Source organism: Bacillus sp. FH (genome assembly GCF_052216825.1).
Classification (GTDB): Bacteria; Bacillota; Bacilli; order Bacillales; family Bacillaceae_G; genus Bacillus_A; species Bacillus_A paranthracis.
The window spans coordinates 1,093,632-1,119,938 of sequence record NZ_JBQOUU010000001.1 but is presented as its reverse complement, the minus strand read 5'-3'; the positions used below and the strand labels follow the sequence as shown (position 1 = coordinate 1,119,938).

The following is a 26,307-nucleotide window of genomic DNA, read 5'->3' as shown; positions in this document are numbered from 1 at the left end:
TAATTTTCTATGTAACGGTAACAACCTATTTACAAGTAGGTTGTTATTTTTTTACGGTAGGGAAGAAATATTGATACTGATGAGCTGATAATCTTGTTTCAGTATTATAAGTTTGAAAAAGAAAGAGGACGAGCCATATGCTAAAAGGGAAAAAGATACTTTTATGTGTAACAGGAGGCATTGCGGTCTTTAAAGCGGCTGCGTTAACGAGTAAATTGACACAATCTGGTGCTATTGTAAAAGTAATGATGAGTGAGTCGGCAATGAAGTTTGTTACACCTCTTACATTCCAGGCGCTTTCTCGCCATGATGTATATACGGATACATTCGATGAGAAAGACTCAGCTGTTATTGCTCATATCGATTTAGCAGATTGGGCAGATGTTGTACTTGTTGCACCTGCTACAGCCAATTGTATTGGAAAGTTAGCTAACGGTATTGCAGATGATATGATTACAACTACTTTGTTAGCTACTACAGCCCCAGTGTGGATTGCACCTGCTATGAATGTGCATATGTATGAAAATAAAATTGTTCAAAAAAATATGATGACGTTAAAAACGTTAGGATATACATTTATTGAGCCTGGAGAAGGTTTTTTAGCGTGTGGTTATGTAGCGAAGGGAAGATTAGAAGAACCTGAAGCGATTATTGCACGGTTAGAAGAGGCTTTTTCAGAGCAAAAACCACTACAAGGAAAAAGAATATTAATAACTGCTGGCCCAACTCGTGAAAAGATTGATCCAGTCCGTTTTATGACTAATTTTTCTTCTGGAAAAATGGGATACGCGATTGCGGAAGTGGCAGCGAACTTAGGCGCTGATGTTATACTCGTTTCGGGACCGACAGCATTACATCCACCATTACATGTAACTACGGTGCAAGTGGAATCTGCACAAGATATGTTAGAGGCGGTTATTCAACATTATGAAGACGTAGATGTTGTCATTAAAACAGCAGCGGTTGCAGATTATCGTCCGAAATATGTTCATGATAATAAAATGAAAAAGAAAAATGGCGATGCTGTAATTGAACTTGAGAGAACAGTAGATATTTTAAAAACGTTAGGTGAGATGAAAGACAAACAGTTACTTATCGGTTTTGCGGCTGAAACGACAAACGTAGAGGAATATGCAACGAAAAAATTACGTGAGAAAAATGCGAATATGATTGTTGCAAACGATGTAAAGGCGCAAGGAGCTGGATTTGGTACAGATACGAACATTGTAACAATGTATAGAAAAGATGGAGAAGTTATAGAGTTGCCACTTTTAACGAAGAAAGAGGTTGCTCGTGAAATATTAAAGCAAATTGAAATAATGTTAGAAGATGATCGTCTATGAAATTTGCAAGTGTAATTGTTGATGTACCTGCACGTCAGACAGATCGACCATTTGATTATATTATTCCTAAAAAATGGGAAGATATTGTCCAGACAGGCATGCGTGTAGTAGTTCCGTTTGGCCCAAGGAAATTGCAAGGTTTTATTATTGGGATTAAAGATTCGGTTGAAGTAGAAAGTAAGAAGTTAAAGACAATTCATGAAATTTTAGATGTAACACCCGTTTTAAATGAAGAGTTGTTAAAGCTAGGGTATTGGCTTACAAGTGAAACGTTATGTTATATGATTTCAGCTTTTCAAGTTATGCTTCCAACGGCGATAAAAGCAACATATAAAAAACGTCTACAACTTCGTAAACAAGAAGAAGTAGCACCTGAACTACTGTTTTTATTTCAGGACAAAGAAGCGATAGATTGGGAAGCGATTGAGACGCAGCCACAGCTATACCGCACGATTCAACAAGAAATTAAACATGGCACGATTGAAGTCGTTTATCAAGTAAAAGATAAGGTACAAAAGAAGAAACAAAGAGTCGTTCAACCGGAGTTGCCAGAAGATAAATTAGAATTAGCAGCATTTGAACTGAAAAGTAAAAAACAACAAGATGTCCTCTATTATTTTGTGGAAAATTATAAAAGTGTACCGTTGAAAGTAATAACAGAAGAGTTACAAATAACAGATGCTCCAATTAAAGCACTTGTTAAAAAGGGACTACTCTCAGAAAAGTATGTGGAAGTGTACCGAAATCCGTATGACGATGACGATTTTGAACAAACGAAACCATTCCCACTTACTGAGGAACAAAAGCAAGTTATTACACCGATTTTATCATCAATTACAAATGAAACTTACAATCCATTTTTACTATATGGTGTTACAGGAAGCGGAAAAACAGAAGTATATTTACAATCTATAGCAGCGGTGCTCGAGAAAGGAAAAGAAGCTATTGTACTTGTTCCTGAAATTGCACTAACGCCTCAGATGGTAGATCGTTTTAAAGGTAGATTTGGCTCACAAGTTGCAGTTCTTCATAGTGCGCTGTCTGTTGGAGAAAAATATGATGAATGGCGTAAGATTTTAAGAAAAGAAGTGAAAGTCGTAGTTGGTGCACGTTCAGCTGTATTTGCTCCTTTTGAAAATTTAGGGATTATTATCATTGATGAGGAACATGAATCGAGCTACAAGCAAGAAGATAATCCGAGGTATCATGCAAGGGATGTAGCTGTGTGGAGAGGACAATATCATAAATGCCCTATCGTTCTTGGTAGTGCAACACCGACGCTTGAATCGTTTGCAAGAGCGAAAAAAGGTGTGTATGAATTACTGACGATGGAAAAACGTATGAACGAACAAGCTTTACCGACAGTAGAGATTGTTGATATGCGTGAAGAACTTCGTGACGGGAATCGCTCCATGTTTTCAAAGGCACTGCATGAAAAAATAGCAGATCGGTTAGAAAAGAAAGAACAAATGGTGCTCTTTTTAAATAGAAGAGGTCATTCTACATTTGTTATGTGCCGTGATTGCGGGTACGTTGTACAATGTCCGCATTGTGATATCTCGCTGACATATCATAAAATGAATCATCGTTTAAAATGTCATTATTGCAGTTACGAAGAAAATATGCCGACTGCGTGTCCTGCTTGTCAAAGTACATACATTCGTTTCTTTGGTACAGGTACGCAAAAGGTAGAAGAAGAAATTACAAAACTATTTCCAGAGGCACGAGTCATTCGAATGGATGTAGATACGACGAGTCGTAAAGGGATGCATGAGAAATTATTAAAGGCGTTCGGGGAAGAAAAAGCAGATATATTACTTGGAACACAAATGATTGCAAAAGGGTTAGATTTTCCGAAAGTAACGCTTGTTGGTGTTTTAACTGCTGATACGATGCTTCATTTACCTGATTTCCGGGCGAGTGAAAAGACTTATCAGTTATTGACGCAAGTAAGTGGACGAGCAGGCCGACATGAATTGCCAGGGGAAGTTATAATTCAAACGTATACGCCAGAACATTATAGTATAGAGTTAGCAAAGAACCAACAATATGATGTGTTTTTTGATCAAGAAATGCAAATGAGGCGAACGAGACAATACCCACCTTATTACTATGTTGTACTTGTGACGGTATCTCATCCGGAATTATTAAAAGCAGTACAAGTGACGGAAAAAATTGTCGGTCATTTACGGACGCACTGTTCGCAGCAAACGATGGTGTTAGGACCGGTTGCTTCAGCAATTCCAAGGATAAAAGATAGATATCGTTATCAATGCATGATAAAATACAAACGGGAACCAAACTTAAAGAACGTGCTCAAAATGGTAAATGAACATTATCAAGCAGAAATGCAAAAAGAGCTACAAATCTCAATTGATTTTAATCCAACAATGTTAATGTAGCGGAGGGAAATATGGCAGTTTTAGAAATAGTAAAGCATCCAAATGAAGTGTTAGAAACACCGTGTGAAAGAGTAATTAACTTTGATAAAAAGTTAGTGAAATTGTTGAAAGATATGCATGAAACAATGTTAATTGCGGACGGAGTCGGTTTAGCTGCGCCTCAAGTAGGGGTAAGCTTGCAAGTGGCGGTAGTTGATATCGGTGATGATACTGGGAAAATTGAGTTAATCAATCCATCGATATTAGAAAAACGTGGTGAACAAGTAGGTCCCGAAGGCTGTTTAAGCTTCCCGGGACTTTATGGTGAAGTGGAACGTGCGGATTATATTAAAGTGCGTGCGCAAAATCGTCGAGGCAAAGTATTTTTACTAGAAGCAGAAGGGTTTTTAGCGCGTGCAATTCAACATGAAATCGATCATTTACACGGTGTGTTATTTACATCGAAAGTGACAAGATATTATGAGGAAAATGAATTAGAATAGGTATTAAAAGGAGCGGTTTTTAAATGATAAAAGTAGTATTTATGGGAACACCGGACTTTTCAGTGCCGGTGCTTCGTCGTCTTATTGAAGATGGCTATGATGTAATAGGTGTTGTTACGCAACCAGATCGTCCGGTAGGCAGAAAAAAAGTATTAACACCTACACCTGTTAAAGTGGAAGCAGAAAAGCATGGTATTCCGGTGTTACAGCCGTTAAGAATTCGTGAAAAAGACGAATATGAAAAAGTATTGGCATTAGAGCCAGATTTAATTGTAACAGCTGCGTTCGGTCAAATTGTACCAAATGAAATTTTAGAAGCACCGAAGTATGGATGTATTAACGTCCACGCTTCTTTACTTCCTGAACTTCGTGGCGGTGCACCAATCCATTATGCAATTATGGAAGGGAAAGAAAAAACAGGTATTACAATTATGTATATGGTAGAAAAATTGGATGCTGGTGATATTTTAACGCAAGTAGAAGTGGAAATTGAAGAGCGTGAAACGACAGGTTCGTTATTTGATAAGTTAAGTGAAGCAGGGGCACATCTTCTATCTAAAACAGTACCTTTACTAATTCAAGGTAAGTTAGAACCAATTAAACAAAACGAGGAAGAAGTAACGTTTGCATATAATATAAAACGTGAGCAAGAGAAAATTGATTGGACAAAAACAGGTGAAGAAGTATACAATCACATTCGCGGATTGAATCCATGGCCAGTTGCTTATACAACTTTAGCAGGACAAGTTGTTAAAGTATGGTGGGGAGAAAAAGTCCCCGTAACGAAATCAGCTGAAGCAGGTACGATTGTTGCGATCGAAGAAGATGGTTTCGTTGTAGCAACTGGTAATGAAACGGGTGTTAAAATTACAGAATTGCAACCTTCTGGTAAAAAGCGTATGAGCTGTTCACAATTTTTACGTGGAACAAAACCTGAAATTGGAACAAAGTTAGGAGAAAATGCATGAGACAAAATGTTCGTGAATTAGCTCTTGATGGTTTAATTCAAGTAGAAAAAAGTGGTGCATACAGTAACTTACTTTTAAATAATCTAATTGAAAAAAGTACAATTGATAGAAAAGATATTGGTTTACTAACTGAGATTGTATATGGAACAATCCAACGTCGTGATACATTAGATTATTATTTACAGCCTTTTTTAAAAAAGAAAGTTGAAGCGTGGGTAAGAGTATTACTTCGCTTATCTTTATATCAAATGATTTATTTAGACCGAGTGCCTGAAAGAGCGGCTATTCATGAAGCCGTTGAGATTGCAAAGCGTCGCGGGCATAAAGGAATTGCTGGTATGGTGAACGGTGTATTACGTTCGATTCAAAGAGAAGGTGTACCTTCTGTAGATGAAATCAAAGATCCAGTAGAACGTTTGGCAATTGCAACAAGTCATCCAATTTGGCTTGTCCAAGAGTGGACTTCAGAATATGGTTTAGAAACTGCTGAGAAAATGTGTGAAGTGAACATGTTACCGCCTGTACCAACAGCGCGTGTAAATGTTGATAAAATAACAGTAGAAGAAGCAATTGCATTATTAGCTAGTGAAGGTATAGAAGCGAAGCGTGGCGATTTATCAGATGATGCAATTCAAATTGAAAAAGGGAATGTAGCGCACACAGATGCGTTTAAAAAAGGTTTTCTTTCTATTCAAGATGAAAGTTCTATGCTGGTAGCACGTGCCTTAGAACCAGATGAGGGAGATGTAGTTCTTGATAGTTGTGCTGCTCCAGGTGGAAAAACAACACATATCGCAGAGCGATTAAAAGGAACTGGTCAAGTCATGTCCCTTGATTTACATGCACACAAAGTACGTTTAATTAAACAACAAGCAGAGCGACTTGGTCTAGGAAATGTCGAAACAAAGGCATTAGATGCTAGAAAAGTGCAAGAACATTTTGCAAATGAAACGTTTGATAAAATATTAGTAGATGCCCCATGTTCTGGATTTGGTGTAATTAGACGTAAGCCTGATATTAAGTTAGGTAAAGATAAAGGCGATAGTGAAAGATTATCGACGATCCAACTTGCAATACTAGAAAAAATCGCACCGTTATTAAAACAAGGTGGTCGCCTTGTTTATAGTACGTGCACAATTGAAAAAATAGAAAATGAACAAGTAATAGAACGATTTTTACAAGAGCATCCTGAGTTTGAGTGGGATACTACGATAAAAGAGCGTATGCCAGAAAAGTTAAGTCCGTATATTGATGAAGGTCAAGTACAAATTTTACCGCATTATTTTGCAACAGATGGCTTTTATATTGCTTGTTTAAGGAAGAAGGTGTAGCATCGTGGAAACGACTGTGAGAAAACAAAAGAAAAATTTAGAAACGAAAAAACCATCAATTTACTCTTTACAACTTCATGAAATGCAAGATTGGTTAAAGGAGCAAGGAGAACCAAAGTTCCGTGCTGGACAAATTTTTGATTGGTTATATAAAAAACGTGTAAAAAATTATGAGGATATGTCAAACCTTTCTAAAGGATTGCGTGAAAAATTGTCGAATTCCTTTGATATTACTACTTTAAATACGTTAGTAAAACAAACGTCTTCGGATGGAACAATTAAATTCTTATTCCAATTATACGATGGATATTCTATTGAAACGGTATTAATGCGACATGAATATGGAAATTCCATTTGTGTAACAACGCAAGTAGGTTGTCGTATTGGATGTACGTTCTGTGCTTCAACGCTTGGCGGTTTAAAGCGAAACTTAGAAGCTGGAGAAATTGTAGCGCAAGTAGTAGAAGTGCAACGTGCACTTGATGAATCAGAAGAACGTGTAAGTTCTCTTGTCGTTATGGGAATTGGAGAACCATTTGATAACTACGATAATTTAATGGGATTCTTACGCATCATTAACCATGAAAAAGGACTTCATATTGGTGCGAGACATATGACAGTTTCGACAAGTGGAATTATCCCGAAAATTTATAAGTTCGCTGAAGAAGACTTACAAATTAATTTTGCGATTTCACTGCATGCTCCAAACTCAGAATTACGTTCAAAATTAATGCCGATTAACCGTGCTTATAAGCTACCAGATTTGATGGAAGCTATTAAATACTATGTAAATAGAACAGGGCGTCGTATTACTTTTGAATATGGACTATTTGGAGGAGAAAATGACCAAGTTGAGCACGCTGAAGAACTTGCTGCGCTCTTAAAAGGTGTAAAATGTCATGTGAACTTAATTCCGGTAAACTACGTACCTGAACGTGATTATGTACGTACGCCACGTGAACAAATTTTCTTGTTTGAAAAAACGTTAAAAGATCGTGGAGTAAATGTAACGATTCGCCGTGAACAAGGTCATGATATTGATGCAGCCTGCGGTCAGTTGCGTGCGAAGGAGCGCAAAGAAGAGACGAGGTGACGAGATGAAAGCCGTGTTTCTATCAGATAAAGGAAAAGTTCGTCAACATAATGAAGATAGTGCAGGAGTTTTTCATAATTTAGATGGAAATATTTTAGCGGTAGTAGCAGATGGAATGGGAGGTCATCGAGCTGGTGATGTAGCTAGCTCGATGACCATTCAATTATTCCATGATTATTGGAAGCAAACGCATAATATGAATGAGCCAAAAAAAGTAGAAGAGTGGTTACATACTAGTGTTGGGATTATTAATGAGCGTATATATGAGTACTCTAAGCAACATGTAGAATGTAATGGCATGGGAACAACACTTATAATAGCAATTTGTACGCCGAGCTTTGTGACAATAGGTCATATAGGGGATAGTCGTTGTTATATGGTATCAGAGGGAGAAATCTCGCTTGTAACGGAAGATCACTCACTTGTAAATGAACTTGTGAGACATGGTGAAATTTCAAAAGAAGACGCAGAATATCACCCGAAAAAGAATGTTTTATTAAGGGCATTAGGAACAGAAGAGAAAGTCGGATTAGATGTTAAAACGTTGGTGCTAGAGGAAGATGATCAGTTACTTCTTTGCTCTGATGGATTATCTAACAAAGTTTCTATTGCTGATATGCAACAAATTTTACAGTTAAATGAACAGCTAGAAACTAAGGGGCAACGTCTCATTCAATTGGCGAATGATCGTGGTGGGGAAGATAATATTACCCTTGTTCTGATTGATTATGCGGGTTCGACAAACGAAAGTAGGTGAAGTGCAACGTGCTGATTGGAAAACGCTTAAATGACCGTTATAAGCTGCTGAAAATGATTGGTGGCGGTGGAATGGCCAATGTATATTTAGCTCATGATGATATACTGGGCCGGGATGTAGCGGTAAAAATATTACGACTCGACTATTCAAATAACGAAGAGTTTATTAAACGTTTCCATCGAGAAGCGCAGTCTGTTACAACGTTGTCGCATCCAAATATTGTGAATATGTATGATGTCGGAGAAGAAGATGGTATATATTATCTTGTAATGGAGTATGTACCAGGACAAACATTGAAGCAATACATAATTGAGCGAGGGATGTTATCGATAGGAGAAGCTCTTGATATTATGGAGCAGTTAACATCCGCCATGGCACACGCCCATCATTTTGAAATTGTGCATCGTGATATTAAACCGCACAATATTTTAATTCGAGCTGATGGAGTAATAAAAGTAACAGATTTTGGAATTGCGACAGCTACAAGTGCAACAACAATTACACATACAAATTCAGTACTCGGTTCGGTGCATTACTTATCACCAGAACAAGCACGTGGCGGGATAGCAAATAAACAATCAGATATTTATTCCCTAGGGATTGTTATGTTTGAGTTGTTAACAGGAAGACAACCGTTTTCTGGTGAATCTGCTGTTGCTATAGCTTTAAAACATTTACAAAGTGAAATTCCGTCTCCAAAAAGATGGAATGAAAATATTCCGCAAAGTGTCGAAAATATTATATTAAAGGCAACTGCGAAAGATCCGTTTCATCGATATCAATCTGCCAATGCGATGAAACGAGATATTGAAACGGCGCTATATCCAGAGAGGATAAATGAGCAGCCATTTTACATACCGGAAGATATGGAAGCGACAAAAGCGATTCCGATTATTCAACAAGAACAATTATTTGAAAACGTTACTGATGAAACAATTGTTTTAAAAGGAAGTAAAGTGGATGAACAGACAAGAAAAGAAGAAACGGATTTAAATAAGAAGAAAAAACGAAGTAATAAATGGCTCAAAATTTTAATTACAATATTTTTACTTTTAGCAATCGGAATAACGTTAGCGCTTACTGTTATTCCAGGATTCTTTATTCCAAAAGATGTAAAAGTCCCTGATGTGTCTGGTATGAAATATACGACAGCAGTAAATACATTAGTTGAAAAAGGTTTTGAGGTTACGGAACCTAATATTGTATATACAGATGATGTTGAAACTGGTGATGTCATAAAAACAGACCCTGTGGCAGGAAGAGTCGTGAAAGAAAACTCTAAAATTACTATCTATCAATCAGGTGGAAAAAAGAAAAGTAAGATGAGTGATCTTACAGGGAAAGATTTTGAGAGCATAAGGTCTGAATTAGAAGAAAAATATAAACAAGTTACAATAAATTATATTGAAAATGATAGACCAAAAGGTGAAATCGTTGAGCAAATTCCGACGCCAGATCAAATGGTAGTAGAGGCGGAACAAGACCTGAAAATTTGGGTAAGTAAAGGTCCTTATCAAATTAGACCAGGTGACTTTTCAGGATGGACTGAAAATAGTGTCAATGGTTATTTGAATGAGAGGAAACTAACTCCAGATATAAAACGAGAGTATTCCGATACTGTTGATAAAGGACTTGTAATTTCGCAATCTCCAAAACCAGGAACGCCGTTAAAAGAAGGAGATAAAGTGACGATTGTTATTTCAGATGGTCCTAAGCCGAAAGTAACGAAAACAGTGAAAGTGGATAATATTTCTATTCCGTATGAATCTTCTATAATAGGTGAGAAAAAACCGCAAACGATAGAAATTTATAAAGAAGATATGCAACAAAAAATGGATAGACCAATTGAAACTAGAACAATTTCAGAGTCGGCAACTATTTCATTAGAATTTGTAATTCAAGAAGGTACAAAAGGACACTATAAAATTGTACGAGATGGTGTAACGATTATTGACAAAGAAGTACCATATCCAACTCAATAATAATGAATTCCATTTTCTTTCTAGAGGGAATGGAATGTATTACTCCTGCCTGTTATGCTGTCTACATATAGTGGACCGTATAACAGGCAAAAATATATGGTTCAAAAAGCTATAAAAGTGATACTGTTATAAATAATATTTTAAATTTAATGGTAGATTAAACGTATTAACTTGTATATATGACGGGTTTTGAAATCTTTATTTAAAGAATGATAATCCATTCAATAGGAATTACAGCTTCACTTTATACAGAATAAAGGAGAATTATATGCCAGAAGGAAAAATTGTAAAAGCTCTAAGTGGATTTTATTATGTGCAGCATGAAGAAGGGATTACACAATGTCGCGGGCGTGGTGTGTTTAGAAAAAATAAAATTACACCATTGGTAGGAGACCAAGTTGTTTTTCAGGCTGATAATCCAAGTGAAGGATACGTGCTTGAAGTATTTGATCGAAAAAATGAACTTGTTAGGCCTCCTATTGCTAATGTTGATCAAGCGATACTCGTATTTTCTGCAGTAGAACCAGATTTTAATCCGGGACTGTTAGATCGATTTTTAGTGCTGATTGAATATCATAACATTAAGCCGATTATTTGCATTAGTAAGATGGATTTAGTAGATGAAAAAATGAGAGAGACTGTTGAATCTTATGCAAATGACTATCGTGAGATGGGATATGATGTATTATTTACTTCTATAAATACATCGGAAAGTATTGACATTTTAAAACCATTCTTAGAAGGTTGTGTTTCCGTCGTTGCGGGGCAATCTGGTGTTGGAAAATCTTCTATGCTTAACGTCTTACGTCCAGAATTAGAACTGAAAACGAATGATATTTCCTCACATTTAGGACGCGGGAAACATACGACAAGACACGTAGAATTAATTGCGATTGGAAGCGGACTAGTTGCAGATACACCTGGTTTTAGTTCACTCGATTTCATAGATATAGAGGTAGAAGATCTTACATATTGTTTTCCAGAGTTGAAAGAAGCGAGCCAATACTGTAAATTTAGAGGGTGTACACATCTTTCTGAACCGAAATGCGCTGTGAAGGCTGCGGTTGAAGAGGGGAAGATTACAGAATATCGTTATAAGAATTACAAACAATTTGTAGAAGAAATTAGAGAGAGAAAGCCGAGGTATTAGTTATGATTAAAATTGCACCATCGATCTTATCAGCAGATTTTTCAAAATTAGGGGAAGAGATTAAAGATGTAGAAAAAGGCGGGGCGGATTACATTCACGTCGATGTAATGGATGGACATTTCGTACCAAATATTACGATTGGACCATTAATTGTAGAAGCAATTCGTCCGATCACATCGTTACCGTTAGATGTACATTTAATGATTGAAAATCCTGATAACTATATCCCGACTTTCGCAAAAGCGGGAGCGGATATTATTACTGTTCATGTAGAGGCGTGCCCTCATTTGCATCGTACAATTCAGTTAATTAAATCTCATGGCATTAAAGCAGGAGTTGTATTAAATCCGCATACGCCAGTTTCAGTGATTGAGCATGTATTAGAAGATATTGATATGGTATTACTTATGACAGTAAACCCTGGATTTGGTGGGCAGAAATTTATCCATTCTGTATTACCGAAAATTAAACAAGTTGCAGAAATGGTTAAAGAGCGCAATCTAGAAGTAGAAATTGAAGTTGATGGTGGTGTAAACGCTGAAACAGCAAGACTTTGTGTAGAAGCAGGAGCAAATGTACTTGTAGCTGGGTCAGCAGTATACAATCAAAAAGACCGCGGTGAAGCAATTCGTGTCATTCGTGGATAATGAATGAACGAGTCTTTATCCCAGTGAATCTTCTAGTGTAGTAAGTTTTCACTATTTATAAAGGGTAGAGAAAAAATATATAAAAAGGCAATCTACCGAATGGCAGATTGCCTTTTTACAATAGAAGGGGAAGGAAACATGATTATTCATATTTTAGCGGGAGGACCCGCGGAATATTGTGCAGATTTTTCTTCATATGAAAATGAGAAAGTAGTGTGGGCGGCAGTTGATAGAGGAGTATATCGTTTATTAAAAAGAGGTATTACTCCTGCTGTTGCGTTTGGAGATTATGACTCGGTTACGGAAGAAGAATTAGCATGGATGGGGCAACAAACAAATGATTTACATATTGTTCCTCGTGAAAAAGATCAAACTGATTTAGAAATTGCGATTAACTGGGCGTTAGAACAAAAGCCGGCACTCATTCGTATTTTTGGTGCTACTGGCGGAAGACTTGATCACGGTTTAGCGAATATACAAATGCTTTTAAAAGGATTAGAAGTAGGAATAGAGATGTGTATTGTAGACAATCAAAATGAAATAAGTGTAAAAAGAGTAGGTACACATATAATTGAAGAAAATAAAAATTTCCCTTATGTATCTTTTGTGCCTGTTACTGAAATAGTGGAAGGGATTACATTACTTGGTTTTAAATATCCTCTAACGAATAAAAAAATAGAGTGGGGATCCACACTTTGTATTAGTAATGAACTCGTTGAGGAAAAAGGTACTTTTTCATTTACTTCTGGCATATTAATGGTGATAAGAAGCACTGATTAAAGAAACAATTTTGCTCCTTACATCATATAGTGACCAAGTGGAGTAATGGGGATTAGGAGGGAAACCATGAGATTTTATACAATTAAGTTACCTAAATTTCTTGGTGGAATTGTTCGTGCCATGTTAAATACCTTCAAAAAAGATTAAAAAAAGCACCTATTACCGGTGCTTTTTCCATTGGTATAGTAAAAAAAGAGCCTAGCGGCTCTTTTTTTTATTATTAAACACGTTCGATTTTGCCAGATTTTAATGCTCTAGCAGAAACGTAAACACGTTGAACTTTTCCGTCGATGCGTACGCGAACTTTTTGAAGGTTAGCGCCCCACTTACGTTTTGTAGCGTTCATTGCGTGAGAACGAGAGTTACCAGAACGAGCTTTTCTTCCAGTAATAGCACAAACACGAGCCATTTATATTTCCCTCCCTTGATACCTTACCATACGTAATTTTTCAATGTTAGTCTTTTATGCGATGCTAAAAACACTACTATAATTTAACACAACTAAAAAGAGAATGCAACACTGTAGAAAAAAGAAATCAAGAAAAATTACTTGACACTATATGTCAATGAAGAAAAGTTGAAATCAAGAAAAATTGCTTGACATATTATAGTGATACATGTTGTATAATAACAATGGACTATTTTGCTCATCATAAAAAAGTGTAGTTTTCAACATAAAATATGAGAGTGAAAAAGAAAGAACGATGGAATTTTCTTTAAAAAGATTATATGATAGTAACTAAAGTAGTCTAACTCACTTTCACCATTTATGAAGGGGGAAAACGAGATGTCAATTGAAATTAAAACGAAGTACGGTCAAATTGATATTAGTACAGATGTAATTGCAACAATTGCTGGAGGTGCCGCGGTAGATTGCTACGGTATCGTAGGTATGGCATCAAAAAATCAGTTAAAAGATGGATTAACAGACATTTTACGAAAAGAAAATTTCACTAGAGGTGTTATTGTTCGTAAAGATGAAGATGAAGTACATATTGATATGTATATTATTGTGAGCTATGGTACGAAAATTTCAGAAGTAGCACATAACGTGCAGACGAAAGTGAAATATACATTAGATCAAACTGTAGGACTAGCAGTAGATTCTGTAAACATCTACGTACAAGGAGTTAAAGTAATAAACTTGTAATGTGCATTAAGGAGGAAAATCTGTGTCAATTCAAAAAATTGATGGAAAACGTTTATCACAAATGATCATTCAAGGAGCGAATAATTTAACGAATAATGTTCAGCTTGTTGATGCATTAAACGTATTTCCAGTTCCAGATGGCGATACCGGTACAAACATGAACTTATCTATGACTTCAGGCGCACGTGAAGTGAAAGCAAATCCTTCACAACATGCTGGTAAAGTCGGCGTAAGTTTAGCCAAAGGATTATTAATGGGAGCTCGTGGTAACTCTGGAGTTATTTTATCTCAGTTGTTCCGTGGTTTCTCGAAATCCATTGAACAAAAAGAAGAATTAACAACAGTTGATTTTGCTGCAGCTTTAGAAGCTGGAGTAGAGGCGGCTTACAAAGCGGTTATGAAACCGATTGAAGGAACGATTTTAACGGTTGCAAGAGAAACGGGTAAATATGCAGTAACAGTTGCGAAAAAACAGCGCGACTTTGTTTTGTTTATGGAAGACGTTGTGAAAGAAGCAAATGCATCGTTAAATCGTACGCCAGATTTATTACCTGTATTAAAACAAGTTGGCGTTGTAGATAGCGGTGGTAAAGGTCTTGTAGTAGTTTACGAAGGGTTTTTAGCTGACTTAAAAGGAGAAACGATTTCTTCTGATGCACCTGCCCAACCATCTATGAATGAAATGGTGCGCGCAGAACATCACCGTAGTGTACAAAGCCAATTGAGTACAGAAGATATTAAGTATGGATATTGTACGGAGTTCATGGTGAAATTAGAAGCTGATAAAGTGAAAGAACATAATTTCTCTGAACAAAAATTCCGTGAAGATATTAGTGTGTATGGTGATTCACTACTAGTTGTATCTGATGATGAAATTGTAAAAGTTCATATTCATGCAGAACATCCTGGAGACGCTATGAACTACGGACAACGTTACGGTAGTTTAATCAAGATTAAAGTAGAGAATATGCGTGAACAGCATACCGCTTTATTAGATGAGCCTGCCATGATGCCTGAGCCAACTAGCCAGCCTAAAGAGAAACAACCGTACGGTATCGTAACTGTAGCTATGGGATCTGGTATTAAAACTTTATTTGAAAGCATTGGCGCGACGAAAGTTATCGAAGGTGGCCAAACGATGAATCCAAGTACTGAGGATATCGTGAAGGCGATTGAAGAAGCAAACGCTGAAAAAATCATTATTTTACCGAACAACGGGAATATCGTAATGGCAGCAGAACAAGCAGCGTCAGTTGTGGATCAAGAAGTGATTGTAGTTCGTTCAAAAACAGTTCCTCAAGGTATGGCTGCAATGTTAGCATTTAATCCAGTTGGAACGCTAGAGGAAAATGAAGAAAACATGAAAGAAGCTTTATCTCATGTGAAAACAGGTCAAATTACGTATGCTGTACGTGATACGGAAATTGATGGTGTGGCAATTCAAAAAGATGATTTCATGTGTATCGCAGATGGAAAAATCGTATCAACAAATGCTGAAAAAGTAGGGGCTGCGAAGCAATTACTAGAAGCACTAATTGATGAAGATTCTGAAATCGTAACGATTCTACAAGGTGAAGATGCAACTGATGAAGAGGTAGCTGAATTAGTTGAATTTGTAGAAGAGAATTTTGAAGATGCAGAAGTAGAAGTACATGCTGGAAACCAACCGGTGTATTCTTTCATCTTCTCTGTAGAATAAGAAAAAATTCGTTTTGAAAATAAATGGATTACTTACTTGCTAATGGATAATAAGTAGTAATATGAAGTTTATTACTAGTTTTTATTCAAAAGGCTAGCATATTGAAGATAAAAAAGAGCCTTGCTGCTAATAGTGAGGCTCTTTTCTTTCGTGTTGTTTATGAGGGATTTGAGTAGTTTCTCTTAGAATGCCTATGATAGAATATATAGGGTGAAAGAGAGCGATTACAGATGTCAATCATGTTAATGGATAATGAATCAAAAAATAATGTGACGGAGCGTGAGAACCTTGAATGAAGTTGTACAAGTTCCTGTTACGGATGTAAAGGGAATCGGAGGAGAAACATCTGAATTACTACACGAGATGGGAATTTATACAGTTTCTCATCTATTAGAACATTTTCCGTACCGTTATGAAGACTATGCGATGAAAGATCTTGCTGAAGTAAAGCATGATGAACGTGTAACAGTAGAGGGAAAAGTTCATAGTGCTCCTTTACTGCAATATTATGGGAAGAAGAAGTCGCGTCTTACGGTTCGTGTCCTCGTAGGTCGTTATTTAATTACAGCTGTATGTTTTAATAGGCCGTACTATAAGCAGAAGTTAAATTTAGATGAAACGGTAACGATTACTGGTAAATGGGATCAGCATCGTCAAACGATTGCGGTATCAGAACTTCATTTTGGACCGGTTGTACGTCAACAAGAAGTAGAGCCTGTGTACTCAGTGAAAGGGAAACTTACAGTAAAACAGATGCGCCGTTTTATTGCACAAGCGTTAAAAGAGTATGGAGATTCTATAGTTGAAGTGTTACCTGATGGATTGCTAAGTCGATATAAATTATTGCCGCGTTATGAAGCGCTTCGGGCGTTGCATTTTCCAACAGGTCAGGAAGATTTGAAGCAAGCGCGTCGCCGTTTTGTATATGAGGAGTTTTTCTTATTTCAGTTAAAAATGCAAACGTTACGAAAAATGGAGAGGGAAAATTCGAAAGGGACGAAAAAAGAAATTCCTTCAGAAGAATTGCAAGAGTTTATCGATGCACTTCCGTTTCCATTAACTGGTGCGCAACGCCGAGTTGTAGATGAAATTATGAAAGATATGACATCTCCTTATCGAATGAATCGTCTGTTGCAAGGTGATGTAGGTTCTGGTAAAACGGTGGTCGCTGCAATTGGTCTTTATGCAGCGAAATTAGCGCATTATCAAGGTGCTTTAATGGTTCCAACAGAAATTTTAGCAGAACAACATTATCAATCGCTCGCAGAGACGTTCTCGCACTTTGGTATGAAGGTTGAATTGTTAACAAGTTCAGTTAAAGGTGTGAAACGCCGAGAGATTTTGGCAAAATTAGAACAAGGAGAAATAGATATCCTTGTTGGAACGCATGCTTTAATTCAAGATGAAGTTATTTTTCATAGGTTAGGTCTCGTGATTACTGATGAACAACATCGATTTGGTGTAGCGCAGCGACGAGTTTTACGTGAGAAAGGTGAAAGTCCAGATGTATTATTTATGACAGCAACACCAATTCCACGTACGTTAGCAATTACTGCATTTGGAGAGATGGATGTTTCTATAATCGATGAGATGCCGGCTGGTAGAAAGGTAATTGAAACATACTGGGCAAAACATGACATGTTAGATCGTGTTCTCGGTTTTGTAGAGAAAGAGATAAAAAAAGGAAGACAAGCATATGTTATTTGTCCTCTAATTGAAGAATCTGAGAAACTTGATGTACAAAATGCAATCGACTTACATAGTATGCTGACTCATCATTATCAGGGGAAATGTCAAGTCGGATTAATGCATGGAAGATTATCATCTCAAGAAAAAGAAGAGATAATGGGGCAATTTAGTGAAAATAAAGTGCAAATTCTTGTGTCGACAACAGTTGTTGAGGTGGGTGTGAACGTACCGAATGCGACTGTAATGGTTATTTATGATGCAGAGCGTTTCGGTTTATCACAGCTTCATCAGCTAAGAGGCCGTGTTGGGCGTGGTAGTGAACAATCGTATTGTTTATTAATCGCGGATCCAAAATCGGAAACGGGAAAAGAACGAATGCGTATTATGACCGAAACGAATGATGGATTTGTATTGTCAGAAAAAGATTTAGAATTACGAGGTCCTGGAGATTTCTTTGGGAGTAAGCAAAGTGGTTTACCAGAATTCAAGGTTGCTGATATGGTACATGATTATCGGGCGCTAGAAACAGCTAGACAAGATGCGGCGTTACTAGTAGATTCAGAAGCGTTTTGGCATAATGATCAATATGCGTCGTTGCGTACGTATCTTGACGGGACAGGTGTGTTCCAGGGAGAGAAGCTCGATTAAAGGGAGGCAACAAAAGTTTTTGTTGCATTCTACTTTTAATGATTATATACTACTGTTAGTACCTAGTCATAAAAATGGATGGTGCGGTATGAAAAAAAGAAGAAGTAAAAAAGAAAGACAAGAATTATTACAACAAACGATAGAAACGAATCCTTTTATTACGGATGAAGATTTAGCAGAGAAATTTCAAGTGAGTATACAAACTGTACGTCTTGATCGTATGGAATTATCTATTCCTGAATTAAGAGAAAGAATTAAACATGTAGCTACAAAGCAACATGAAGAAGATGTGAAATCTTTACCGTTAGAAGAGGTTGTCGGAGAAATTATTGATATAGAATTAGATAGACATGCGATTTCTATTTTTGAAGTGAAGGTAGAACACGTATTTAAAAGAAATCAAATTGCCCGTGGGCATCATTTGTTTGCACAAGCAAACTCACTAGCTGTTGCGGTTATTGATGAAGAATTAGCTTTAACTGCAAAGTCTACCATTCGATACATTCGTCCTGTAAAATTAGGAGAGCGTGTTGTTGCAAAAGCGCGCGTGGAAGATGTAGAGAATGATAAAGGGCGGACGGTTGTCAAAGTGCGTAGCTTCGTTGGAGAAGAACTTGTTTTTACAGGCACTTTTGAAATGTATCGATCTAGTAATTATAGTGAGGAAGGTAACAACTTATGAAAATCGCAATAGATGCAATGGGCGGCGATCATGCTCCAAAGGCTGTCGTACTAGGAGCAATGAAAGCTATTAAGGAATATTCTGATTTACATATTACGTTAGTAGGGAAAGAAGAGGAAATTCGTCAATACTTAACGAGTGAAGAGCGAATTACTATACTCCATACAGACGAAAAAATCGAATCGACAGATGAACCAGTAAGAGCGGTTCGTCGAAAAAAACAAGCTTCAATGGTACTTGCGGCGCAGCAAGTGAAAGACGGTGTAGCAGATGCTTGTATATCAGCTGGTAGTACAGGTGCTTTAATGGCGGCCGGATTGTTTGTTGTAGGTCGAATGGAAGGAATTGAGCGACCAGCTTTATCCCCTACAATGCCAACTGTTGATGGAGAAGGTTTTGTTATGTTAGATGTTGGAGCAAACGTTGATGCAAAACCAATTCATTTATATCAATATGCAGTAATGGGATCTGTATACGCTGAGAAAGTAAGAGGGATTAAAAATCCTCGCGTTGGACTTTTAAATGTTGGAACAGAGGATGGCAAAGGGAACGAGCTTTCAAAACAAGTCTTTGCAATGCTTAAAGATGCGCCAATTAATTTTGTTGGAAACGTTGAATCAAGAGACTTGTTACAAGGTGTAGCAGATGTTGTTGTATGTGACGGTTTTACAGGGAATGTAGCGCTAAAATCTTTAGAAGGAACAGCACTTGCATTATTCTCTATGTTAAAAGAGCAGTTAATGAGTTCGTTTACGAGCAAATTAGCAGCGGCGGTATTAAAACCAAAACTTATGGTATTAAAAGATAAAATGGATTATTCGGAGTATGGAGGAGCCGCGTTATTTGGATTGAAAGCTCCTGTCATTAAGGCTCACGGTTCTTCCAATGACCAATCAATATTTAGTGCGATTCGTCAAACGAGAGAAATGGTAGCGAAAGAAGTTATTCCTACTATTTCAAGCGTAATGGAGAAAGAGCCACTCCAATAAGAGGAGGATTTGAAATGGGAAAACTAGCATTTCTTTTTCCGGGCCAAGGTTCACAGGCAGTTGGAATGGGTAAACAGTTAGCAGAGAATAATAAAGAGGTTGCAAATGTATTTGCAAAAGCAGATGAGGTGTTGCAAGACTCACTTTCAGAAGTGATTTTTGAAGGGCCGCAGGAAAAGCTTACGTTAACAACAAATGCGCAACCTGCTTTATTAACAACGAGTTTTGCTATTTTGACAGCTTTAAAAGAGTATGATATTACACCAGACTTTGTCGCAGGGCATAGTTTAGGTGAGTATAGCGCTCTTGTAGCAGCAGGTGCATTAACTTTTGAGGATGCAGTATATGCTGTAAGGAAACGTGGGGAATATATGGAAGAAGCTGTTCCTGGCGGAGAAGGTGCAATGGCGGCTATTTTAGGTGCTGATCCACATATGCTGAAACAAGTTACAGAAGAAGTAACAAGTGAAGGGTATGCAGTACAAATTGCTAATATGAATAGTACGAAGCAAATTGTGATTTCTGGAACAAAGCAAGGAGTCGAGATTGCTTCTCAAAGAGCGAAAGAACATGGTGCAAAGAGAGCAATTCCGCTTAAAGTAAGTGGACCGTTCCACTCTGCGCTTATGAAGCCAGCGGCGGAGAAATTCCAAAGTGTCTTAAATGAAATTACAATTCAAGATACGAATATTCCGGTAATCGCAAATGTAACAGCAGACGTTATTACAAGTGGTGCGCATATTCAAGAAAAGCTAATCGAGCAGCTCTATTCGCCTGTCTTATGGTATCCATCCATTGAATATATGGTGAGTCAAGGGGTAGATACATTTATTGAGATTGGACCTGGGAAAGTACTTGCTGGACTTATGAAGTCAATTGATTCATCAGTGAAAGCATACGCGATATACGATGAAGAGACATTACAAGATACCATTTCGAATTTGAGAGGAGAAAACTGATGTTAAAAGGGAAAGTAGCATTAGTAACGGGTGCTTCACGTGGAATTGGTCGCGCAATTGCGATTGATTTAGCAAAACAAGGGGCAAATGTTGTAGTAAATTATGCTGGTAACGAGCAAAAGGCAAATGAAGTAGTTGATGAAATAAAGAAATTAGGTTCGGATGCAATTGCAGTAAGAGCAGATGTTGCAAATGCTGAAGACGTTACAAATATGGTGAAACAAACTGTAGATGTATTTGGACAAGTTGATATTCTTGTAAATAATGCAGGTGTAACAAAAGATAATTTATTAATGCGTATGAAAGAAGAAGAATGGGATACAGTTATTAATACAAACCTAAAAGGTGTATTCTTATGTACAAAGGCAGTATCTCGATATATGATGCGTCAACGTCATGGACGTATTGTAAATATCGCTTCTGTTGTCGGAGTAACGGGAAACCCAGGACAAGCAAACTATGTTGCTGCTAAAGCAGGTGTAATCGGATTAACAAAAACATCAGCAAAAGAGTTAGCAAGCCGCAATATTACTGTAAATGCAATTGCTCCTGGATTTATTGCGACAGATATGACAGACGTATTAGATGAAAATATAAAAGCTGAAATGTTAAAATTAATTCCTGCAGCTCAGTTTGGTGAAGCGCAAGATATCGCAAATGCTGTAACGTTTTTTGCTTCTGATCAAAGCAAATATATTACAGGTCAAACGTTAAATGTTGATGGCGGTATGGTAATGTAATAAAAGAATCGATTTCAGCTAGTTTTTTTGGACAATATTTAATATAATATTTGAGGGGAGGTGAATGGAATGGCAGATGTTTTAGAGCGTGTAACAAAAATTATCGTTGATCGTTTAGGAGTAGAAGAAACAGAAGTAGTACCAGCTGCAAGCTTCAAGGAAGATTTAGGAGCAGACTCCCTAGATGTAGTAGAACTTGTAATGCAATTAGAAGACGAATTCGAAATGGAAATTTCTGATGAAGATGCTGAAAAGATTGCTACTGTTGGCGATGCTGTGACTTACATAGAGAGTCATCTATAATGCTTGAATGAAGTCCCGTTTTTTAGCGGGGCTTCTCGGCTTATATCTGGAGGGACCTATGCCGTACCGTAAATATAGAGAAAAAAAATACGAAACAAAATATCGTGAAGCGTTTAAAGTATTTCAAGAAAAAATAGGTATTACGTTTACAGATGAAAAATTATTGATTCAAGCATTTACGCATTCATCGTATGTGAATGAGCATCGAAAAAAACCGCATGAAGACAATGAGCGTCTCGAATTTCTTGGAGATGCAGTATTGGAACTTACTGTATCGCAGTATCTGTTTCAAAAATATCCGACAATGAGCGAAGGAGAGTTAACAAAACTACGTGCAGCTATTGTATGTGAACCATCTCTTGTTCGTTTTGCAAACGAGTTGTCATTTGGTAGCCTAGTTTTATTAGGAAAAGGTGAGGAAATGACAGGCGGACGTGAACGACCAGCTTTATTAGCGGATGTCTTTGAAGCGTTTATTGGTGCCCTTTATCTTGATCAAGGGTTAGAAACAGTATGGGGCTTCTTAAAAGAAATTGTATACCCTAAAATTAATGAAGGTGCTTTTTCTCATGTGATGGATTATAAGAGTCAATTACAAGAGTTGATTCAGCGTGATGGTAGTGGCAATATTGAGTATCAAATTTTGCAAGAAAAAGGACCGGCTCACAATCGAGAATTTGTGTCACGTGTTACGTTAAATAACGTGGCCTTAGGTCTTGGTAGTGGCAAGTCGAAAAAAGAAGCAGAGCAACAAGCTGCTGCAGAAGCGTTGAAAAAGTTAAAAGAACAACTATAAGGAATCCCCCTTTGAATGAGGGGGATTCCTTGTGCATAGAATGAAACTTTCCTTTCGTTTATAAATGTAAGGAAATGAAATCCGTATAATCGTTTGTTTTTGTATAAACAACATTTATAGCAACGGAGAATAGGAGGAAGGCCTTTCGTGTTTTTAAAAAGATTAGAAATAGCAGGATTTAAGTCTTTTGCTGAGCGTGTATCTGTCGATTTTGTCCCAGGTGTAACGTCTGTAGTAGGACCTAATGGAAGCGGGAAAAGTAATATTACTGATGCCATTCGTTGGGTACTTGGTGAACAATCGGCAAAATCATTACGTGGTGCAAAGATGGAAGATATTATTTTTGCAGGTAGTGATACGAGAAGAGCGGTTAATGTTGCTGAAGTAACATTAACTTTAAATAATGAAGATCAACGTTTACCGATTGAATATAATGAGGTGTGTGTAACGCGTCGTGTATCTCGTTCTGGTGATAGTGATTTTTATATTAATAAACAATCATGCAGGTTGAAAGATATTATCGATTTATTTATGGACTCTGGTATGGGAAGAGAAGCTTTTTCGATTATTAGCCAGGGGAAAGTTGAAGAAATTTTAAGTAGTAAATCAGAAGAACGTCGTGGTGTATTTGAAGAAGCGGCGGGAGTGCTGAAATACAAACTTCGTAAAAAGAAAGCTGAAGGTAAATTAGCAGACACACAAGAAAACTTAAATCGTGTACAAGATATAATTCACGAATTAAGTAGTCAAGTAGAACCTTTAGAAAGACAAGCTTCTATTGCAAAGGATTATCTCGAGAAAAAAGAAGAATTAGAGAAAGTAGAAGCGGCGCTTATTGTACATGAAATTGAAGAATTACATGAGAAATGGGAAGCGCTTCGAAATCAGTTTGGGCATAATAAAAACGAAGAAGCGAAAATGTCAACGCATTTACAAAAAGGTGAAGAAGAGCTAGAGGAATTACGAGGCCAATTACAAGCAGTAGATGAGTCTGTAGATTCCCTGCAAGAAGTACTTTTGCTTTCTAGTAAAGAACTAGAAAAGTTAGAAGGACAGCGTGAGCTATTAAAAGAGAGAAAGCAAAATGCAACGACGCATTGTGCACAACTCGAACAGTTAATTGTTGAATTAACAGAGAAAGCTACAAGTTATGATGGTGAAATTGAATCGAGTACAGAAGTATTGATGCAATTTGTAAATCATGTAAAAGAGTTGGAGACGAAATTGCATGATAATGAGCAATTACTTGCAACGTTTGCTGACAATTTAGAAGAGCAAATTGAGAATTTAAAAGGTGACTATATTGAACTTTTAAATCAACAAGCTAGTCATCGTAATGAGTTATCTATGATTGAAGAACAATCTAAACAACAAAACTCAAAAAATGAACGCCTTGATGAAGAAAATGCGAAATATGTAGAAATGCGTATGGAAATTACAGCGAAAAAGACAAAACTTGTGGAAAGTTATGAACAAGTAAAAGAAAAAGTAGCTGGAATCCTTTCGAATATACAAAAGACAGAAGCGGCACTTGGGAAATGCAAGGCGCAGTATAGTGAAAACGAAACAAAACTGTATCAAGCATATCAATTTGTACAACAGGCACGTTCTCGAAAAGAAATGCTAGAAGAGATGCAAGAGGACTACTCTGGTTTCTATCAAGGGGTACGTGAAGTATTGAAAGCTAGAGAAAATAGGTTGCAAGGTATTGAGGGTGCTGTTGCAGAACTGCTAACGGTACCGAAAGAATATGAAATTGCAATGGAAATTGCTCTAGGTGCAGCGATGCAGCATATAGTTGTACAAAAAGAAGAACATGCTCGTAATGCAATTGCGTTTTTAAAACAAAATAAACATGGACGAGCAACGTTTTTACCGCAAGCTGTTATTAAAGGTAGATCGTTATCATTTGAGCAATTACGTATTGTAAATCAGCACCCATCGTTTGTAGGTGTGGCAGCAGAACTCGTGCAATATAACAATAAATATGAAAATGTAGTTTCAAATTTATTAGGTACTGTTATTGTTGCAAAAGATTTACGCGGAGCGAATGAGTTGGCGAAACAATTGCAATACCGTTATCGCATTGTAACAATCGAAGGTGATGTAGTAAACCCTGGCGGTTCTATGACGGGTGGAGCGGTAAAACAGGCGAAATCATCTTTATTAGGACGTCAACGTGAACTAGAAGAGTGGACGAGTAAGTTAACTGATATGGAAGAAAAAACAACGAAGTTAGAAAACTTTGTTAAAGCAGTAAAACAAGAGATTCAAGAAAAAGAAGTGCAAATACGCGAACTAAGGCAAAGTGTAGAAGCAGAGCGTGTAGATGAACAGAAATTAAGAGAAGAAATTAGTCGCTTAGAATTAGAAGAACATCGTATTAATGATCGGTTATCTATTTACGATTTAGAGATTGAAGGGTTCTTGCAAGACCAAGTGAAAATGCAAGGCCGTAAAGAAGAGTTAGAAAAGATTTTAGCGACTCTTCAGGCAGAGATTACGGAATTAGATAGCAAAATCACAGCTTTAACAAAACAAAAAAGTGAGCAACATTCTTCGAAAGAAAAAGTTCAAAAAGAAATGACTGAGTTAAAAGTGTTAGCAGCTGAAAAGCAACAACGCTTATCTAATCAAAAAGAAAAAGTAGAACGATTGACGAAGGAAAAAGAAGAAACCGATGCAACGCTTGTCAAAACGAAAGAGGATTTAGCATTCTTAAAACAAGAAATGACATCGAATTCAAGTGGTGAAGAACAAATTACGAATATGATTGAGAAGAAAGCATATGATCGTAATCAAACTTCAGAGTTAATTCGCTCTCGTCGTGAACAACGTGTATCGTTACAAGAGAGAGTAGAACAGTTAGAGCGTAACCTGAAAGAAACAACAGGTAAACATAAATACATTCTTGAGATGTTGAAAGATCAAGAGGTAAAAATAAACCGACTTGATGTAGAGTTAGAAAATAGATTACAACATTTACGTGAAACATATACGATTTCATTTGAAGCGGCAAAACTGAAGTATACAATGGTGATGCCTGCTGAGGATGCACGTAAAAAGGTGAAACTAATTAAACTCTCCATCGAAGAGCTAGGTACAGTAAACTTAGGAGCAATTGATGAGTATGAGCGTGTGGCAGAGCGTCATACATTCTTACTAGAGCAAAAAGATGATCTAGAAGAAGCAAAAACGACATTGCACCAACTTATTACTGAAATGGATGAAGAAATGAAAAAACGCTTTTCTACTACGTTTGAAGGAATTCGAATGGAGTTTCAATCGGTGTTCTCTGAATTATTTGGAGGCGGTAGAGCGGATTTAGTTATGACGAATCCAGAGGACTTATTAAATACGGGTATTGATATCGTAGCGCAACCGCCAGGGAAGAAACTGCAAAACTTAGGTTTACTTTCAGGTGGAGAGCGTGCTTTAACGGCAATTGCGCTGCTATTTGGTATTTTAAAAGTACGCCCAGTCCCATTCTGTGTATTAGATGAGGTAGAGGCTGCTCTTGATGAGGCAAACGTTGCCCGTTTTGCTCAGTATTTAAAGAAATTTAGTGATGAGACACAGTTTATTGTAATTACACATAGAAAAGGTACAATGGAAGAGTCTGACGTATTGTACGGTGTAACAATGCAAGAGTCAGGGGTATCTAAACTTGTTTCGGTTCGTTTAGATGATGGAGAAGAACTAGTTGCAAGCAAATAG

23 protein-coding genes are annotated in these 26,307 nt (G+C 37.1%); 22 read left to right on the top strand and 1 reads right to left on the bottom strand.

Annotated features, from left to right (window positions below; all coding sequences use genetic code 11):
- Positions 1 to 137 precede the first annotated feature (137 nt).
- From coaBC to spoVM, 12 genes are all read left to right on the top strand, one after another.
- Positions 138 to 1,343 carry a bifunctional phosphopantothenoylcysteine decarboxylase/phosphopantothenate--cysteine ligase CoaBC gene (coaBC, locus tag ACTT1L_RS05855; RefSeq protein ID WP_000911757.1) on the top strand — a complete coding sequence of 402 codons (1,206 nt, stop codon included), beginning with the start codon at positions 138 to 140 and terminating at the stop codon, positions 1,341 to 1,343.
- Entirely contained in the window at positions 1,340 to 3,745 is a 2,406-nt protein-coding gene (priA, locus tag ACTT1L_RS05850) for a primosomal protein N' (RefSeq protein WP_000666727.1), read from the top strand. Before coaBC ends, priA begins: the two co-directional genes overlap by 4 nt.
- 11 nt (positions 3,746 to 3,756) lie before the next feature.
- Positions 3,757 to 4,227, top strand: coding sequence for a peptide deformylase (def, locus tag ACTT1L_RS05845; protein ID WP_000279468.1), 471 nt, complete (start codon positions 3,757 to 3,759; stop codon positions 4,225 to 4,227).
- A 23-nt stretch (positions 4,228 to 4,250) separates the two neighbouring features.
- Positions 4,251 to 5,195, top strand: coding sequence for a methionyl-tRNA formyltransferase (fmt, locus tag ACTT1L_RS05840; RefSeq protein WP_000598790.1), 945 nt, complete (start codon positions 4,251 to 4,253; stop codon positions 5,193 to 5,195).
- Positions 5,192 to 6,526: a 16S rRNA (cytosine(967)-C(5))-methyltransferase RsmB gene (gene rsmB / locus ACTT1L_RS05835; protein WP_001249672.1), complete on the top strand. Its 1,335-nt coding sequence runs from the start codon at positions 5,192 to 5,194 to the stop codon at positions 6,524 to 6,526. The genes fmt and rsmB overlap by 4 nt, the downstream gene beginning before the upstream one ends.
- Positions 6,527 to 6,530: 4 nt before the next feature.
- The gene (rlmN, locus tag ACTT1L_RS05830) at positions 6,531 to 7,619 is read left to right on the top strand and encodes a 23S rRNA (adenine(2503)-C(2))-methyltransferase RlmN (protein ID WP_000450543.1); all 1,089 of its coding nucleotides are present in this window, start codon (positions 6,531 to 6,533) and stop codon (positions 7,617 to 7,619) included.
- Positions 7,620 to 7,623: 4 nt separating this feature from the next.
- Positions 7,624 to 8,376, top strand: coding sequence for a Stp1/IreP family PP2C-type Ser/Thr phosphatase (locus ACTT1L_RS05825; protein ID WP_000648697.1), 753 nt, complete (start codon positions 7,624 to 7,626; stop codon positions 8,374 to 8,376).
- Between the two features lie 8 nt (positions 8,377 to 8,384).
- On the top strand, positions 8,385 to 10,358 hold the full coding sequence (prkC, locus tag ACTT1L_RS05820) for a serine/threonine protein kinase PrkC (protein ID WP_000904769.1): 1,974 nt from the start codon (positions 8,385 to 8,387) through the stop codon (positions 10,356 to 10,358).
- A 268-nt stretch (positions 10,359 to 10,626) separates the two neighbouring features.
- Complete coding sequence (gene rsgA / locus ACTT1L_RS05815) at positions 10,627 to 11,508, top strand: ribosome small subunit-dependent GTPase A (protein WP_001113936.1); 882 nt, start codon at positions 10,627 to 10,629, stop codon at positions 11,506 to 11,508.
- Positions 11,509 to 11,510: 2 nt separating this feature from the next.
- Complete coding sequence (gene rpe, locus ACTT1L_RS05810) at positions 11,511 to 12,155, top strand: ribulose-phosphate 3-epimerase (RefSeq protein ID WP_000589966.1); 645 nt, start codon at positions 11,511 to 11,513, stop codon at positions 12,153 to 12,155.
- Positions 12,156 to 12,254: 99 nt separating this feature from the next.
- A complete protein-coding gene (locus tag ACTT1L_RS05805) occupies positions 12,255 to 12,935 on the top strand; it encodes a thiamine diphosphokinase (protein WP_001998094.1) in 681 nt (226 codons plus the stop codon).
- 66 nt (positions 12,936 to 13,001) lie between these two features.
- Positions 13,002 to 13,082, top strand: coding sequence for a stage V sporulation protein SpoVM (spoVM, locus tag ACTT1L_RS05800; RefSeq protein ID WP_001213599.1), 81 nt, complete (start codon positions 13,002 to 13,004; stop codon positions 13,080 to 13,082).
- Between the two features lie 73 nt (positions 13,083 to 13,155).
- Here the strand turns inward: spoVM and rpmB are convergent, their stop codons facing one another.
- A complete protein-coding gene (gene rpmB / locus ACTT1L_RS05795; protein ID WP_000124776.1) occupies positions 13,156 to 13,344 on the bottom strand; it encodes a 50S ribosomal protein L28 in 189 nt (62 codons plus the stop codon).
- A gap of 378 nt (positions 13,345 to 13,722) precedes the next feature.
- Between rpmB and ACTT1L_RS05790 the strand changes: the two genes are divergently transcribed.
- The 10 genes from ACTT1L_RS05790 (at position 13,723) to smc (ending at position 26,307) form a co-directional block, all read left to right on the top strand.
- The gene (locus ACTT1L_RS05790) at positions 13,723 to 14,085 is read left to right on the top strand and encodes an Asp23/Gls24 family envelope stress response protein (protein ID WP_000021109.1); all 363 of its coding nucleotides are present in this window, start codon (positions 13,723 to 13,725) and stop codon (positions 14,083 to 14,085) included.
- 22 nt (positions 14,086 to 14,107) lie between these two features.
- Positions 14,108 to 15,784, top strand: coding sequence for a DAK2 domain-containing protein (locus ACTT1L_RS05785; protein ID WP_000027110.1), 1,677 nt, complete (start codon positions 14,108 to 14,110; stop codon positions 15,782 to 15,784).
- A 288-nt stretch (positions 15,785 to 16,072) separates the two neighbouring features.
- Entirely contained in the window at positions 16,073 to 18,121 is a 2,049-nt protein-coding gene (gene recG / locus ACTT1L_RS05780; RefSeq protein ID WP_001006882.1) for an ATP-dependent DNA helicase RecG, read from the top strand.
- An 88-nt stretch (positions 18,122 to 18,209) separates the two neighbouring features.
- Positions 18,210 to 18,803: a transcription factor FapR gene (gene fapR, locus ACTT1L_RS05775; RefSeq protein ID WP_000747352.1), complete on the top strand. Its 594-nt coding sequence runs from the start codon at positions 18,210 to 18,212 to the stop codon at positions 18,801 to 18,803.
- Positions 18,800 to 19,792 carry a phosphate acyltransferase PlsX gene (plsX, locus tag ACTT1L_RS05770; RefSeq protein WP_000684108.1) on the top strand — a complete coding sequence of 331 codons (993 nt, stop codon included), beginning with the start codon at positions 18,800 to 18,802 and terminating at the stop codon, positions 19,790 to 19,792. Before fapR ends, plsX begins: the two co-directional genes overlap by 4 nt.
- Positions 19,793 to 19,806: 14 nt before the next feature.
- Positions 19,807 to 20,751 carry an ACP S-malonyltransferase gene (gene fabD, locus ACTT1L_RS05765; protein WP_000516951.1) on the top strand — a complete coding sequence of 315 codons (945 nt, stop codon included), beginning with the start codon at positions 19,807 to 19,809 and terminating at the stop codon, positions 20,749 to 20,751.
- Complete coding sequence (gene fabG / locus ACTT1L_RS05760; protein ID WP_000911784.1) at positions 20,751 to 21,491, top strand: 3-oxoacyl-[acyl-carrier-protein] reductase; 741 nt, start codon at positions 20,751 to 20,753, stop codon at positions 21,489 to 21,491. The genes fabD and fabG overlap by 1 nt, the downstream gene beginning before the upstream one ends.
- A gap of 69 nt (positions 21,492 to 21,560) precedes the next feature.
- A complete protein-coding gene (gene acpP / locus ACTT1L_RS05755) occupies positions 21,561 to 21,794 on the top strand; it encodes an acyl carrier protein (RefSeq protein ID WP_000786062.1) in 234 nt (77 codons plus the stop codon).
- Positions 21,795 to 21,852: 58 nt separating this feature from the next.
- Entirely contained in the window at positions 21,853 to 22,590 is a 738-nt protein-coding gene (gene rncS, locus ACTT1L_RS05750; RefSeq protein ID WP_001146876.1) for a ribonuclease III, read from the top strand.
- Between the two features lie 147 nt (positions 22,591 to 22,737).
- Entirely contained in the window at positions 22,738 to 26,307 is a 3,570-nt protein-coding gene (gene smc / locus ACTT1L_RS05745; protein ID WP_000479000.1) for a chromosome segregation protein SMC, read from the top strand.

Coding starts and splice junctions, on each gene's coding strand:
- coaBC (WP_000911757.1), top strand. CDS start 138: ATGCTAAAAGGGAAAAAGATACTTTTATGTGTAACAGGAGGCATTGCG.
- priA (WP_000666727.1), top strand. CDS start 1,340: ATGAAATTTGCAAGTGTAATTGTTGATGTACCTGCACGTCAGACAGAT.
- def (WP_000279468.1), top strand. CDS start 3,757: ATGGCAGTTTTAGAAATAGTAAAGCATCCAAATGAAGTGTTAGAAACA.
- fmt (WP_000598790.1), top strand. CDS start 4,251: ATGATAAAAGTAGTATTTATGGGAACACCGGACTTTTCAGTGCCGGTG.
- rsmB (WP_001249672.1), top strand. CDS start 5,192: ATGAGACAAAATGTTCGTGAATTAGCTCTTGATGGTTTAATTCAAGTA.
- ACTT1L_RS05825 (WP_000648697.1), top strand. CDS start 7,624: ATGAAAGCCGTGTTTCTATCAGATAAAGGAAAAGTTCGTCAACATAAT.
- rsgA (WP_001113936.1), top strand. CDS start 10,627: ATGCCAGAAGGAAAAATTGTAAAAGCTCTAAGTGGATTTTATTATGTG.
- rpe (WP_000589966.1), top strand. CDS start 11,511: ATGATTAAAATTGCACCATCGATCTTATCAGCAGATTTTTCAAAATTA.
- ACTT1L_RS05805 (WP_001998094.1), top strand. CDS start 12,255: ATGGCAGATTGCCTTTTTACAATAGAAGGGGAAGGAAACATGATTATT.
- spoVM (WP_001213599.1), top strand. CDS start 13,002: ATGAGATTTTATACAATTAAGTTACCTAAATTTCTTGGTGGAATTGTT.
- rpmB (WP_000124776.1), bottom strand. CDS start 13,344: ATGGCTCGTGTTTGTGCTATTACTGGAAGAAAAGCTCGTTCTGGTAAC.
- ACTT1L_RS05790 (WP_000021109.1), top strand. CDS start 13,723: ATGTCAATTGAAATTAAAACGAAGTACGGTCAAATTGATATTAGTACA.
- fapR (WP_000747352.1), top strand. CDS start 18,210: ATGAAAAAAAGAAGAAGTAAAAAAGAAAGACAAGAATTATTACAACAA.
- plsX (WP_000684108.1), top strand. CDS start 18,800: ATGAAAATCGCAATAGATGCAATGGGCGGCGATCATGCTCCAAAGGCT.
- fabD (WP_000516951.1), top strand. CDS start 19,807: ATGGGAAAACTAGCATTTCTTTTTCCGGGCCAAGGTTCACAGGCAGTT.
- fabG (WP_000911784.1), top strand. CDS start 20,751: ATGTTAAAAGGGAAAGTAGCATTAGTAACGGGTGCTTCACGTGGAATT.
- acpP (WP_000786062.1), top strand. CDS start 21,561: ATGGCAGATGTTTTAGAGCGTGTAACAAAAATTATCGTTGATCGTTTA.
- rncS (WP_001146876.1), top strand. CDS start 21,853: ATGCCGTACCGTAAATATAGAGAAAAAAAATACGAAACAAAATATCGT.